General features: G+C 42.8%; 13 protein-coding genes and 2 pseudogenes. 1 reads left to right on the top strand and 14 read right to left on the bottom strand.

The genetic code is table 11. The features are described from left to right. Positions 1–141: 141 nt before the first annotated feature. From AALA56_RS06095 to AALA56_RS06055, 9 genes and pseudogenes are all read right to left on the bottom strand, one after another. Positions 142–1,650 (bottom strand): zinc ABC transporter substrate-binding protein AdcA, encoded by a 1,509-nt coding sequence (locus AALA56_RS06095; protein ID WP_369909224.1) that lies wholly within the window; start codon positions 1,648–1,650, stop codon positions 142–144. Between the two features lie 117 nt (positions 1,651–1,767). After that, positions 1,768–3,144 (bottom strand): ATP-binding cassette domain-containing protein, encoded by a 1,377-nt coding sequence (locus AALA56_RS06090; RefSeq protein WP_369909223.1) that lies wholly within the window; start codon positions 3,142–3,144, stop codon positions 1,768–1,770. A 56-nt stretch (positions 3,145–3,200) separates the two neighbouring features. Then, positions 3,201–3,359, bottom strand: a complete 159-nt coding sequence (locus AALA56_RS06085) for a hypothetical protein (RefSeq protein ID WP_369909222.1) — start codon at positions 3,357–3,359, stop codon at positions 3,201–3,203. Between the two features lie 113 nt (positions 3,360–3,472). Beyond that, a pseudogene (locus tag AALA56_RS06080) lies at positions 3,473–4,251 on the bottom strand (nucleoside phosphorylase). Continuing rightward, positions 4,248–4,835, bottom strand: coding sequence for a GNAT family N-acetyltransferase (locus AALA56_RS06075; protein ID WP_369909221.1), 588 nt, complete (start codon positions 4,833–4,835; stop codon positions 4,248–4,250). The pseudogene AALA56_RS06080 and the gene AALA56_RS06075 overlap by 4 nt, the downstream one beginning before the upstream one ends. A 42-nt stretch (positions 4,836–4,877) precedes the next feature. Then, entirely contained in the window at positions 4,878–5,402 is a 525-nt protein-coding gene (locus AALA56_RS06070) for a hypothetical protein (protein WP_369909220.1), read from the bottom strand. A 70-nt stretch (positions 5,403–5,472) separates the two neighbouring features. Continuing rightward, a complete protein-coding gene (locus AALA56_RS06065; protein WP_369909219.1) occupies positions 5,473–6,258 on the bottom strand; it encodes an ABC transporter permease subunit in 786 nt (261 codons plus the stop codon). Between the two features lie 25 nt (positions 6,259–6,283). Next, positions 6,284–6,454 (bottom strand): hypothetical protein, encoded by a 171-nt coding sequence (locus AALA56_RS06060; RefSeq protein ID WP_369909218.1) that lies wholly within the window; start codon positions 6,452–6,454, stop codon positions 6,284–6,286. Positions 6,455–6,502: 48 nt separating this feature from the next. Continuing rightward, entirely contained in the window at positions 6,503–7,171 is a 669-nt protein-coding gene (locus tag AALA56_RS06055) for an ABC transporter ATP-binding protein (protein ID WP_369909217.1), read from the bottom strand. Positions 7,172–7,333: 162 nt separating this feature from the next. Here AALA56_RS06055 and AALA56_RS06050 point away from each other — a divergent pair. Next, positions 7,334–7,831, top strand: a pseudogene (locus AALA56_RS06050) (TetR/AcrR family transcriptional regulator); the annotation flags it as partial. 188 nt (positions 7,832–8,019) lie between these two features. Here AALA56_RS06050 and AALA56_RS06045 read toward each other — a convergent pair. Genes AALA56_RS06045 through AALA56_RS06025 form a run of 5 tightly spaced genes read right to left on the bottom strand, consistent with a single transcriptional unit; the run spans position 8,020 to position 13,003 of the window. After that, a complete protein-coding gene (locus tag AALA56_RS06045; RefSeq protein ID WP_369909215.1) occupies positions 8,020–9,384 on the bottom strand; it encodes an ABC transporter ATP-binding protein in 1,365 nt (454 codons plus the stop codon). Then, complete coding sequence (locus AALA56_RS06040) at positions 9,381–10,184, bottom strand: ABC transporter permease (RefSeq protein ID WP_369909214.1); 804 nt, start codon at positions 10,182–10,184, stop codon at positions 9,381–9,383. Before AALA56_RS06040 ends, AALA56_RS06045 begins: the two co-directional genes overlap by 4 nt. Then, positions 10,181–11,110 (bottom strand): ABC transporter permease, encoded by a 930-nt coding sequence (locus AALA56_RS06035; RefSeq protein ID WP_369909212.1) that lies wholly within the window; start codon positions 11,108–11,110, stop codon positions 10,181–10,183. Before AALA56_RS06035 ends, AALA56_RS06040 begins: the two co-directional genes overlap by 4 nt. Before the next feature lie 25 nt (positions 11,111–11,135). After that, positions 11,136–12,725: a nickel ABC transporter substrate-binding protein gene (gene nikA, locus AALA56_RS06030; protein WP_369909211.1), complete on the bottom strand. Its 1,590-nt coding sequence runs from the start codon at positions 12,723–12,725 to the stop codon at positions 11,136–11,138. A gap of 35 nt (positions 12,726–12,760) precedes the next feature. After that, a complete protein-coding gene (locus AALA56_RS06025; protein ID WP_369909210.1) occupies positions 12,761–13,003 on the bottom strand; it encodes a hypothetical protein in 243 nt (80 codons plus the stop codon). Positions 13,004–13,085: the final 82 nt, after the last annotated feature.

Below are 13,085 nucleotides of genomic sequence, written 5' to 3'. Positions count from 1 at the left end.
ATAATACGGTCTCAAATAAGCAAAACCATTTGCTACTTAAATGTGCTAATACAAAACTCGTTTCTTCTACGGAAACGAGTTTTTTTAATTTTACCTATCAAAAAAGACTAGAAGCTAATACTTCTAGTCTTTTAGACGTTCTTAGTGAGCTACCATTTCTTGAGCAATGTCGTGTCCTGAGAGTTTTTCAGGATAGTAGGTTGGCCAGTTGTCCTTTTCTTTTAGGACGTCGTCTTGGCTGGTGCTTCCCCAGAAAAGGTGTAAGTGCGCAGCTGTTTGTGGCTTGATACCGTGGTCGCTGAACTGGACGTACTTGAACTCGCCAGCGTCTTTATCCTCTGTTTCAAAAAGGTAGCGAACACCTCGGTTGCCTTTTTTATACTTCAAGATTTTGTAGCCAACATATTTGTAGGTAAAGGTTTTCTTTTCACCGTTTTGTGTAAAGGTAATAGTGTTTTTGCTACCATCAATGCTGATGTTGGTAACATCTGTCTTGTAACCTGTGGTATAGTAGGATTTGTACTCTTCGGCAGTCTTATCTTTGTTGAGTTTTGCCTTGTAGTCCCAGACTTGATCAAGTGTGCCATCCTCAAGATAAGGATAAACAGACTGCCAATTACCACTCCAGTCAGACAGGGTGCGGTTTTTAACAGCACTTGTCTTGAAGTAGCCATTTTCAACTGTTTTTTCGCTTGCGTCAGACTCTGCCTTAATCTCTTTATCCTTGACAGATGTTGTCTTTTGAAGGGCTTTGAGGTTTGATTTCATGATAGAGATGTAAGACTCACCAGCTTTTTCCTGCTTGCTGGTTAGGCTCTCAATTGGGTTGAGCACTGCTGTTTTGACACCTGCCTCATCCGCCAGGGTTTTAGCGACCTTACTTGAGGCTGTTTCCTCAAAGTAAATGTACTTGATGTCGTATTTTTTGATGTATTTGGCAAGCTCTGCTAGGCGTTTTGCGGTTGGTTCTGTCTCAGGGCTAACGCCTGTGATAGCGATTTGATTGAGCCCATAGTCAAGGGCAAGGTAAGAAAAGGCTGCGTGCTGTGTGACAAAGCTCTTTTGTTTAGCTTTTGAGAGCGCTGTTTCATAACTCTTATCCAGTGCTTCTAGCTTGGTGATGTAAGCGGCAGCATTTTTAGTGAAGGTTTCTTTCTTGTCTGGATAGGCTTTAATCAAGCCGTCACGGATATTTTCAACGACAGTTTTGGCACGTTTTGGAGAGAGCCAAACGTGTGGGTCATAGGCGTGGCTGTGGCTTTTACCGCTTTCTTCGTGCTCTTCTTCGCTACCAGCTAAAAGGAGCATATCGCCTGTACCTTTGATAAACTTCGAGCTGTCGCCGACCGTTTTCTTGACAGAGCTCACCCAAGTCTCCATGTTATCATCCATGTAGACAAAGCTATCCGCCTTTTGAATTTTGGCAACGTCCTTTGTGGAAGGCTCAAAATCATGCGGTTCTGTCCCCGCCTTAATCAAAAGAGACACGTCTCCCTCATCTCCCATGACTTCCTTGGTAAACTCGTAGACAGGATAAAAGGTGGTCACTACCTTTATCTTATCGTCTGCGTGGCTTGTTTTGCTAAAGGCAAGCGACACGCCAAGAACCAATGTCATGGCAGTCAGTAAGCATACTAATTTCCTTCTCATGGTTTTCCTTTCCTCATTAGGTCAAGTATATACTTAACTAGTTAATTGTTTACTGGTTAATTATATCATGATTTTTGGAAATTTCAAGCCCTGATGTCAAAAAAAGGTAAGTCTTTTTTAAGTATCATTCTCCTGTTGCCATGTTTTGATGTCTAAGACACGATTTGCCACATGCTCGATAAAGTAATAATCGTGACTAACAAAAACCAAGATACCTGAAAAAGTAGTCAAGACCTTCTCGCAAGCCTCTATGGTTTTCATATCGAGAAAATTGGTAATCTCATCTAAAAGCAAGACATCCAAATCACTGACCAGCAGAGCCAAAAAGCTGATTTTCACCCACTCACCTCGGCTAAGGTCTTTGATTTTCCGAAAGACTTTCTCCCTTTTAAAATCCAAAAGAGCGAGCAAGGTTCTCAGTTGACTCTCGTTTAAGCGTCCCTCTGCCTTCTCGCTCACCGCTGCTAAAACCGTGTCACTGCTATCTAAAAAATCCAAATGGCTTTGGCGAAAATAGCCGACTTTGTAGGCTGTTGGTAGGCTCGTGTACAGGTAGTTCAAAAAAGTGGTTTTTCCAGTTCCGTTGGCGCCCTTGATAGCCAGTTTATCACCACTTTTAAGCGTCAAATCCTGCGACTGCCAGAGACACTTCTCACCGACAAAGGCGCTGTAGGCTGGCACAACCAGCTGTCTTTTAGGACGCTGACTAGCTTGAGCTAGAAATGAGATGTCGTAGTCTTCTGTGACTTGCTTAGGTTGTTTGAGCTGGTTTAGCTTGTCCTCTTGCTGCGTAATGCCCTTTTGCAGTTTCTTTTGCTTGACATTGATGCTCGTTTTCACCCCTGCGATACGGTACTCAGAAGCGCTCATCTTTCTAGGTTTGCCCTTTTTCTTATCCTTCTTCTCCTTCATCTGTTGGAGTGATTTCTTGATTTTACGCTTTTCACGCTCATAGTTTTTGAGCTCGCTTTGATAATGACTGGTCTCATAAGTCCGCTCGGTCAGATAGTCCTGATAGTTGCAGTCGTACTGCTTGACTTTTCCTTGATCAATGACCCAGATTTTGGTTGCGACCTCCTCTAAAAGCGCCCTATCGTGGCTAGCAATACAAAAGCTGGACGTGGAGCGTTTAATCATGGCGACAACCTTTTTGAAATGACGATGATCCAGATAAGTCGTCGGCTCATCAAGAAGGAAAAGGTCAGTAGGTCGCCTAAGAAGCGCTAGAAAGTTTGCAATAGCCAGCTCACCACCACTTTTGAGATCATCCTCAGTCAATGTCAACTCACCAAAACAGGTTGAAGCCTTGCCTGAAATGCTTCCTGAAAAGTCTGTCAGCTCACCTGAGAGTATCCTAAGCAGGCAGGTCTTGCCAGCGCCATTTTTCCCAATGAGACCGATAACGTCTCCTTCCTCAATGGTCAGCTTGTCTAGCGAAAACAGCTCTGCTCCCTCTATCTCTAAATGAATATCCTTTAATACATATAATGGCATAACGATACCTCCAAAAACTCAAAAATGACTTGGTTCTTAGAAGGTACCTGTACTCTTTAATATTTTTTCCAAAAGCAATAGGTCACAAAGAGCCCCAAACACAAACCAAGACCAAGTAAGGCATAGTGCAGTTGATGACATAGGATGGCATAGACACCAAAAAAGACAAGGGTACAAGCCCCTAATGTCAAAAGAAAAATAGCCTTTTTACTCATCTCATTGGACTCTCCTCCTGTAAAATATCGTGACTGTTGTCACTGTGATTGTAGCGTAAAAAGACACACTTGTCAACGTTTTCGTGGATATTATGAAAGGACACTAATCTGAATTAGTATCCTTTCTCAAATGTTTCAATAGCAAATTCAAAGGCGAGGTAAGCAATCTTGTCTTTTTGCTCAAGGTCGGCGTCGTCTGCTAGGGTTCTAGCGTCCCATTTCTCGCTATCAAGGTTATCTGCGGAGTAGAAAAACTGAACGTGATGGATATTTCTAAAGGCTGCTAGTGCAGCAATAGCTGAGCATTCCATATCGACTGCGATAGCGCCTGCTGCTTTTCGCTTCGCCATCTTGTCTAGCGTCTCACGGTAAATCCCGTCTGTCGTCCAGATCTTGCCCTCACGATAAGAGACCTCCAAGCGCTCTAAAAAGGCTCTAAAAGCAGGTAGATAGTCCGTATTTACCGCTATGTCATCGCTTTCGGGCAGGTAATGATAACTTTTGTCCCCTCATCACGAATGGCAGCTGTTGGCAGGATAAGAGACGTCTCTTCTATGGTCTTGTCTAAGACGCCACAAGTACCAAAGACGAGGAGATTTTCAGCACCCATAGCAATCACATCCTCTAGCACTGCCACACAACCGCTAGAGCCGACATAAGAATTGAAAAAGCCTAGCTTATGCCCTTTAAAATCAAGCTCATAAAAGGGAATATCAAGATTGGCTACAGACAATTGAGCGATTTGCCTATGGGGAAACTCAGACAGCATGCGCTTAAAGGTCGTTCTTGCAAAGCAAGTCACGACCGTCTTTGGAAAACCTTCTACTTTCTCATTAAGGTCAGATGGGTTGATGATGGCTTCTTTATTATCATCATAATCTCCTAAAATCATCTTTCTTCTCCTAATATCTCTTGGAATGAGCGTAGCGCTTTTGGAGGTGTGGGGTGCTCACCTAGTGCTTTTTCCATCCAAATCATGTCGTACCAGCGCTCAAACTTGTAGCCTGTCTTGTGAAAGCATACGACCAGATGGTAGCCAAGCGCCTCGTGAAATTTCTGGCTGGCATTGGTCAGGTGAGCATCCTCCTTGCTCGTACTTGCGATACAGGCATTGAGATTGAGGACACCCATTTGCTTGAGGTAGGCTTCAAGCTCCTCATAGAGCTTGCGTCCAAGACCTTTGCCACGAGCAGCTTTAGCTAGGTAAATGGTGACTTCTGCTAACCACTGATAAGCCGCACGCTCATGAAAAGCATACGCATAAGCATAACCTAGGATGACACCGTCTTTTTTAGCGACCAAATAAGGATAAAAGCGCATGATATGCTTCATCCGCTCACGAAAATCATCAAGACTAGGCACCTCATACTCAAAAGTAATCGCCGTCTCCTCTACATAAGGCGCATAAATCGCAAGCAATTCCTTAGCATCCTCTAGCGACGCTTGACAAATCTCAATCACAACAACCCTCCACATGTTTTGTTTTTTATTTTAGACAAGAGCAAGACATTTGTCAACCTAGCTACTCCTAACAGGCAAGAGATAGTACATCGTCACAGGCTCTTTGTTTGCAAGGGCTTTTGAAAAAGACTCTGTATAAACCTCACACCAGTACACATCACTATCTGGCAAGCTAAGCCCTGCTTTTTCCAAATGAGCCGTCATTAAGGAAAAGGAAGCAGCGATAATCTCTGCTACAGTCTCCCCTTGAATCTGAAAATGAGCAAAACGTCCTTTTGCTAGTCGCTTTTGAGCGACATCTTCTGGAACTTTTGTAGTTATAGGCACCATCTGCCCCATCAGCAAATCAAAACAATCATGCTCACGAAAATCAAAGAGGCAACCCACTGCATCAATCATATCAATAGAAGTTAGCTCTGGTAAACTATTTTTCCTAGCTAAACGTTTAAGTTTCCCTGCTAAATCACTCTGCAAGTAGTCCTGCCATACCTGACCAGCACTCCCAAAATCCGTCTTCTCATATCGTCCAATCATGAGCATATCTGGGTGCTCTATCACCTCAAAATGAATAATCCTTGGCATAAAAACTCCTTATAATTTTTTATCATTATACCATAGAACAAGAAAAAAGTAGGACAAAGCCTACTTTTGCCTAAAGTGGTAAGTCTTTCTTGTCAAACCAGACGATACCTAAGATGTAGAGGACAGCTGCGATAGCTAGCAGTATCCAGATATTGCCCCAGTAGTCCTTGCCTTCGATAAGTTTTGTGGTGTCAAATAAAGTTTGGAGGGTGAAGTATTTGAGTCCATCGAGGTCTGTTGAGAGGCGTTTTAGCGTTGCTACCACAAAAAAGAGGAGAGGAATACCAGCGCCGACAGTCATAGAATTGCGGCTGGTGTTAAAGATAGCAGACGCAGCAAAGCTGATACCAGAGAGAGCCAGTTGCAATGCGCAAGCTCCCATATTGAGGCGGATAAAGGCATCAACATCTAGAGCGTCTGGTTGAAAAGTATCAGCTCCCCAGATACCGACAAGGGTGATGACCACCCACATGGTAATGACGGACAAAATCAGATAAACAGCGCTTGAGATGGTGATTTGACGGCGTTTGGTTGGAGTGGAGAGGAGACTCGCCATAGAACCATCATCCACCTTTTGCGCAAGGAGACTATTTGCCACCATGATAGAGTAAACCATAGGCACTAGCGTTCCAATCACGGTGTAAAAGGATGACCCCATAAAGCTGACCAAGCTAGAGCCTGCGCTTCCCATGAGGTTAGACACCATGCTGTCGCCAGACCCCAAGGTTGACTCTAGGCTAGAGATAGTCGTCGGTGTAAAGACATTGGTCATGATGACCAGAAAGACACTAGGCACCAAGGTCAGAGCAAGCCAAGTTTTGGCGTTTGATTTTATAGTTTGGATAAAATAAGTCATTGAAAACATAAACTGTACCTCACTTTTAATAGAATTGCATGAAGTAATCTTCTAGGGTGTGCTTTTCTTCGGAGATGAAGTGAACGTCGTATTTTGAGAGTTCACCAAGCACATGGTTGGTTTCACTATCTTTGAAGTCTAGGATGACTTGGTTTTGCGAGTCACGATAAGTGGCATTTGGAAAGACTTTTTTCATGCCAACGAGCGCCTCTGCTGAAGCAAACTCAACCTTAAAGGTCTTGGTCTATGCGTGACGCAATTCATCCACTGGCAATTCCTTAATCAGCTTACCTTGACGAATCATCCCGATACGATCACAAGTCTTACCCACTTCTTCAAAGATATGTGAGGACATAATGACTGTAGCGCCAGCTTTATTTGCCCTTTCAACAAGATCTATAAGATCTATGAATTTCTTTTGCATGAGGGGATCAAGCCCAGACGTTGGCTCGTCCAAAAGGAGCAGGTCGGGCTTGTGCATAAAGGCTGCGACAATAGCAATCTTTTGGTTCATCCCTTTTGACATGCGCTTGATACCTGCTTTAGGGTTGATTTCAAAGTAATCAAGCAACTCAGTTGCATAGGAAAAATCCTTCATGCTACGCATTTTGGCAATCATCTTGAGATAGGATAATCCTGTCATATCGTTTGGCAGGGCAATCTCACCAGGCAGGTAGCCGACACGTTTTTGGATTTCCTTTTGCTGCGTCCAAGCGTCCATACCAAAAATAGTGACAGTCCCTTTTTGCGGTTTTGAAAAGCCCATGAGGTGACGCATGGTCGTTGATTTCCCTGCGCCGTTTGGACCAAGGTAGCCATAGACCTCACCTTGCTTTATCGTGACTGAAACATCAAAAACACCTTTGCTGTCGCCATAATCTTTGGTTAAATGGCTGATTTTTATAACATCCATACTGAGAACTCCTTTTTTGTTTTTCTGAAAATATTGTAAATCCAAATCATGACCTTTTCAACCGACAATCTCGTTTTAATTGTCGGTTTTTGGTATAATAAAGCCATGACTGCAACCAAAGAAAACTTTATCACCGCCTTTTGGTAACTCTACCAAGACAAGCCCATTCAGAAAATTTCTATCCGAGAATTGTGCGCTACGGCTGGCTACAATCGCACGACTTTTTACGACCATTTTAGGGATATCTATGATTTGCTAGAGAAGGCGATTTACCAAATCCTAGAAGCGCAAGAGCTCTCCAAGGAGGTCATGCTAGACGGCTTTTTTGACAGTCCAGACCGACTGTTGCGCAACTTCATCACGCTCTTTAAGCGCAATCACCATAAGTTGCAGCTCCTTATCGAGCGTGGACAGCACACCATTTTAGAGGACATTGTCAAAGAGCGACTCCTTGATAACTTTCAATCACGTATCACCATCACCCTTGAGACCAGCTATATCCTAGAGTACCATATCTCTGCTATCTTTGGTGTGCTTCGCCACTGGACACTGTCTGGCGAAAATCTCCCCGAGGAAAAGCTGGTCGAGCTCATCTACGAGATCGCCACTATCGGCGTCTTTGCCAAAATCACTCAGCAGGAAAAAGGTCTCGGAAGCTAAGAAGGACTCTTCAAGGACTTCATCTCCTTTGTCAACAATCCCGACGGCAGCCCCAAATACGAAAACACCTACCAATACGCCATTCTCAAAAAAGAATGGCAAGACATACACAAAAACCCTCTCTAAACGAGAGGGTTATGTGAATATACAAACTACTCAAAAAAACCTCTCCCGTTGGGAGAGGTTTTCTAGTTGATGGTATCAAGATTCAAGATACTATCGACTTTGTCGTCCATGCTATCATCATGCGTCATAAAGACATAAGTTAGGTTTCTTGCTTTTTGGAGTTGGACGAGGAGTTTAAAAATAGCTACTTTATGGATAAGGTCTAGGCTACTAAAGGGTTCGTCAAAAAAGATAAGGTCTGCTTGTTGGATGAGACTTCTGGCAATGGCAAGTCTCTGCTGCTCGCCCCCGCTAAGGGTGGTGACTGTTCGGGGGAGATGTTCGGCAGTGAGACCCACCGCAGTTAGAGTCACCAGTAAGTCCTCAAAGTGCCTAGCACCAATGACCTCCCGCAAGACCTGCTCAACGGTAAAGGAGGGATCTAGTGCTGTGCTGGTATTTTGAAAGACGATACTTGGTGTGCCGTTTGTGATAATCTCACCACTAGTGACTTCCTCTAGTCCTAGCGCCATACGAATAAGAGTGGTTTTTCCAGCACCATTTTTGCCACGGATAGACTGGACTTGTCCTTTTTTGACTATCCAATTCAGCTTGTGAAAAATATCTTTTTGCCCAGTTTTAAAGAGAGAGATTTTGTCTGTATAAATTTTGGAGACATCCTGAAACGCTAAAAGAACGTCAGAACTGTTTTGGCTATTATGAAAGGTTAATTGTTGCCATGTTTTTTTGGCTTCTTGGAGTTGGGCTAAAAATCCTGTTGATTGCTTGCTCATATAAGCTGTTGCTATCAAGTGGGCAGTTCCGTTTTCGAGGACGAGAACATCGGCGCTGAGATTTTCTAAAAGCGTGAGGTCATGACTACTAAAAATCAATTTGGTCCCACGGTTAAGTGCTGCTTTAGCAAGTTTGATAAAATAGCGAACCCCTCGACTGTCAATCGCACTTGTCGGCTCATCAGCGATAATCACCTTTGGTGTGTTTAAAAGGGCTAAGCTGTAGACTAAGCGCTGCAATTGTCCGCCAGAGAGTTGATAGGGATATTTTGAAAGGTCATTTTGACTTAATTGGCTAAGGTCTAATAACTCACTAATAGCAGCGTCGACATCAGAGCATTCTTGTTGCTTGATGATGTCTTTTACCTGTGCTAATACTTTACGGTGGGGGTCTAGTGCATTTTGTGGGAGTTGGGGAATCACTCGGATGTCCTTACCAAGTTGTAAGACCTTGTCATCATCTATCAGCTTAATACATCCTTGGTAGGTCAAGCTCTCTGAGTAATCGCCAAGCAATGCCTTGATAAGGGTGGTCTTGCCACCACCGCTTTTACCAAGAAGCGCTAAGCTCTCTAGCTCATACTCGATATGCTTAATACTGACAATGGTCTTTTGGCTACTTGCAATAGCAAGGTCTTTGATGACTAATTTCATTTTCTGTCCTTTCTGATACTATCTCCGATGTAGTTAAGGGTCACACTGACAAGAAAGATAACTAGACCTGCTGGAATCATCTGCCAAGGATAAGACACAGCAGACTCACCAGCGTCGCTTAGCATGCGCCCCCATTCGGCAGTCGGTGCTTGAATACCAAGCCCTAAAAACGATAGCGAAGCAATGCTAATAATAAGCGCACTCATATCAATCGTTGCATAGACGATTAAGTGATTAGCGATGTTGGGTAGGACATGATGGAGCAGTATCCACAAGCGTGAGCGTCTGACAATGTGTGAAAACGCCACATAATCACGCTCTAAAATCTGCTCTGTGTCTGCCTTAATCATCTGCACATACCAAGGCAATTTGGCAAGGACAATAGTAAAGACTAGCCCCACAAAATTGGGACCAATGAGAGCAATAATCATCAGCGTCAGCATTTCACTAGGCAGCGCTAAAAATAGCGTACAAATACCTGTTACAATAGTCTCTATAAAGCCCTTGTAAAATGCTGCTAAAAAGCCTAATATTGCTCCCAAAAAGAGGATAATCAATGTTAATAAGACACCAAGTAAGAGAGTGGTTCTTGCCCCGTAGAGAATTCTTGAAAAAATGTCACGCCCCAGCTCATCGGTTCCCAAGATATGAATAAGGTTTGGTAATTGGAGTTTTTCTGAGAGATGGATACTGTTAGGGTCAAAATGGGTGATGACTGGCGCTAAAATCGCTAGGAGTATAAAGAGGACAAGAACGCAAATGCTGATAATAAGGATAATGTCTTTTTTCTTGGTTGTCATAGGTTTTCCCTCGCATTAAAGTGATGATGATAAGCTTGGCAAATGGCATTAAGGATTAAAAAGAGAATCGTCATAATGCAAATATAGCCTTCTATGAGTGGAAAATCACGCTCTGTGATGGCTGTGATACACAAGGAACCCATACCTTGAAAGTTAAAGAGTGTCTCAACAATCACACTACCTGCTAAAAGCTTAGGCAAACTAATACTCAACGAAGAAAAGGTTGATGTCAATGAATTTTTTAGGAGAAAACGATGGTAATAGTTTTCCTGAAAGCCATTGTAGCGGTAGTAACTCATATAAGAGCGTTTTTGATTGTCCAGAATCTCTTGTCTCACTAGTCTGACGTAAGAGCCGATATAAATAGACGTCATGGTCAATACCGGAAGCACCAGACTCAGCGGGGTTATATCAATAGAGGAGATGGGAAACCAGCCAAGATTAGCAGCAAAGACACTGAGTAAGATGAGCCCCAGCCAAAAGGCAGGAAAACTCGAGAAAATCAAGCACACAACACGTATGCATTTTTCAAGCCAGTGTTCTTTAAAGCCAATCAGAACCCGTGCATAGATGTAGATGGTAAGACTCATCAAGATAACGGTGATAATCATCAATAAAAGCGTATTGGGGAGAGCTTCTAAGATGAGTTGTGTCACAGGTTCTTTTTGCGTATAGCTAGTGCCTAAATCACCACGAAAGAGATGTAATAGCCAATCACCATACTGGTTTAAAATGGGCTTATCTAGCCCTAGGCGTTCTTTTTCGGCTTTTATAGCGGCTGCAGTCACTGTGACACGATTAGCGTGTAAGGAGCTTGCAGCAAGATCGGGGTTAAAGGCTAAAAAGAGGAAAAAGGATAAGCTGACAATGATAAACCAAGTAATGATTATCTTCAGCAAGGTCTTTATAAAAACTCTAAATGTCATGAGAAAACCATTCTATTAGTATGTTTTATTTTTTGAAATACATGCGCGCAAATGGGATTTCGTATTGAGAGGTTGGAAAATAAACGCCTCCTAAGCTGCTTGTCGCAACAGCTTTTGTACGTGAGTAAGAGATTGGTACATAAACGTACTCATCTGAGATATAGGTCATAATCTCACGGTAAGCGTCTTGGCGTGTAGTTTCATCCGTTGATGAGATCGCTTCTTGAATCTTAGCGTCAAGCCATGCTTTTTTAGAGAGACCGAGCTGTGCTTGGTAATCCGCATGGGCTGCGACACGCCATGAGCTTAGGAAGGTTTGTGGGTCATATGGAGCTCCCCAAGAAAGAGAGTATTGCATATCAAAATCACCATCTTTTTGGCGACTGAGGTAGGATTGTTTGTCCTCAGAGATGATATTGACTTTGATACCTACTGCTTTTAAGTTACTTTGGATAACTTGGGCAATGCTTTCTTCTTGAGCATTTTGCGCATTACATGAGAAGGTCAAACTGAGTTCTTGACCGTCTTTTTCACGGTAGCCAGTTGTTTTATTAAGGGTGTAACCTGCTTCTTCCAAGACTTTTTGGGCTTTTTTCTTGTTGTAGGAAATCGTTTTTAAATCAAGGTCTTTCATATATGGAGCAGTGCTTGGAAGAAGTGTTTTGGCGACTGTTTCTTGATTGTCTAAGACACCAGAGACGATTTCTTTTTTATTGATAGCATAAGAGACGGCTTCACGGACTTTGATGTCTTTTAGGAAACTGTGGTTGGCATTGAGCACAACAGAGCGTGAAGCGTTTGGTTTACTGAAGTAAACCTTGAATTTATTGTTTTTCTCGAGAGTTTTGATGGTGTCTGATGTGAGCTGGTCGCCGTCACTTCCGTAGATGAGGTCGATACTGCCTTTTTGAAGGGCTAGTTGCAAGCTTTGGAATGATGGGATAACTTGCCATTTAACGGTTTTTAGTTTTGGTTTCGTTCCCCAGTAATATTTATTGGTAGTAAAGACAGCTTGTTTATTTTTCTTGTAGCTTTTGAGGACGTAAGGACCTGTTCCGATGTAGCCATTGACACCGTCCTTTGTCCCGCCATTTTTAAAGGTCTTTGGCGAAGCGATACCAAATGGACGGACGACACTAAGCTCGATAAGGGTTGGGTAATAAGCCTGTTTCAAGACCAATTTAAAGGTATTCGTGTCAACAGCTTCACAGCTATCAATCTCATCGACTAGCCCCATCCAGCCATGACGTTCTTTATTGGCTAAGATGGCATCAAAGTTTTCTTTGACGTCTTCTGCTGTTAGGACATCACCGTTTGAGAATTTGACATTTTTACGAATGTGGAAGGTATAGGTTTTACCGTCTTCACTAATTTCCCAGCTGCTAGCCAGATTTGGTTTGATTTTGGTGCCGTCACTAGTAACTAAGCGTTCATAGATCATGCTTTGTGCTGCCATTTCACCATTATAGAGGTGAGGATTGAGGTCGCCGACGTCTTTTGTAGAGCCATAGTTCAGCGTCGTCTTTGTTTTTGTGTCTTGCGTTTTAGAGCAAGCAGCTAGTAGTACAATGGTTAAAGGCAGTAATAATACCCAGATAAACTGTTTTTTCTTCACGGTTTTATCCTTTTCTAAATAATTAAGTTTAATGATTATTTTTGGAGGTCTTGGTCTTTTGTCGTCGTGTCTTTGTCATAGAGAGTAATCTTGCCATCTTTAACCAGACAGACTTTTGTATTTTCATCAGCCAGGTAGTGATAATGGTGGGTGGATAAAATGATGGTTTTTCCAATGCTATTTAGATGACGTAAAATGGCTTTTAGTTGTTCGGTGGCTTCTTTGGCTAAATTGTTAAAAGGTTCGTCTAAAATATAAATGTCAGGATTGATCGCCATGATACTTGAACAGCTCCCTGTCAAGTAGACAGTGAAATAATAAAATGATTAAGCAACCTGATTCCTGAATTCAAAAGGAGTC

Origin of the sequence: Streptococcus hyointestinalis, from assembly GCF_041225505.1 — a bacterium.
Lineage (GTDB): Bacteria > Bacillota > Bacilli > Lactobacillales > Streptococcaceae > Streptococcus > Streptococcus hyointestinalis_B.
This window is presented reverse-complemented; position numbering and strand designations above follow the sequence as displayed.

Coding starts and splice junctions, on each gene's coding strand:
- AALA56_RS06095 (WP_369909224.1), bottom strand. CDS start 1,650: ATGAGAAGGAAATTAGTATGCTTACTGACTGCCATGACATTGGTTCTT.
- AALA56_RS06090 (WP_369909223.1), bottom strand. CDS start 3,144: ATGCCATTATATGTATTAAAGGATATTCATTTAGAGATAGAGGGAGCA.
- AALA56_RS06085 (WP_369909222.1), bottom strand. CDS start 3,359: ATGAGTAAAAAGGCTATTTTTCTTTTGACATTAGGGGCTTGTACCCTT.
- AALA56_RS06075 (WP_369909221.1), bottom strand. CDS start 4,835: ATGTGGAGGGTTGTTGTGATTGAGATTTGTCAAGCGTCGCTAGAGGAT.
- AALA56_RS06070 (WP_369909220.1), bottom strand. CDS start 5,402: ATGCCAAGGATTATTCATTTTGAGGTGATAGAGCACCCAGATATGCTC.
- AALA56_RS06065 (WP_369909219.1), bottom strand. CDS start 6,258: ATGACTTATTTTATCCAAACTATAAAATCAAACGCCAAAACTTGGCTT.
- AALA56_RS06060 (WP_369909218.1), bottom strand. CDS start 6,454: ATGAAAAAAGTCTTTCCAAATGCCACTTATCGTGACTCGCAAAACCAA.
- AALA56_RS06055 (WP_369909217.1), bottom strand. CDS start 7,171: ATGGATGTTATAAAAATCAGCCATTTAACCAAAGATTATGGCGACAGC.
- AALA56_RS06045 (WP_369909215.1), bottom strand. CDS start 9,384: ATGAAATTAGTCATCAAAGACCTTGCTATTGCAAGTAGCCAAAAGACC.
- AALA56_RS06040 (WP_369909214.1), bottom strand. CDS start 10,184: ATGACAACCAAGAAAAAAGACATTATCCTTATTATCAGCATTTGCGTT.
- AALA56_RS06035 (WP_369909212.1), bottom strand. CDS start 11,110: ATGACATTTAGAGTTTTTATAAAGACCTTGCTGAAGATAATCATTACT.
- AALA56_RS06025 (WP_369909210.1), bottom strand. CDS start 13,003: ATGGCGATCAATCCTGACATTTATATTTTAGACGAACCTTTTAACAAT.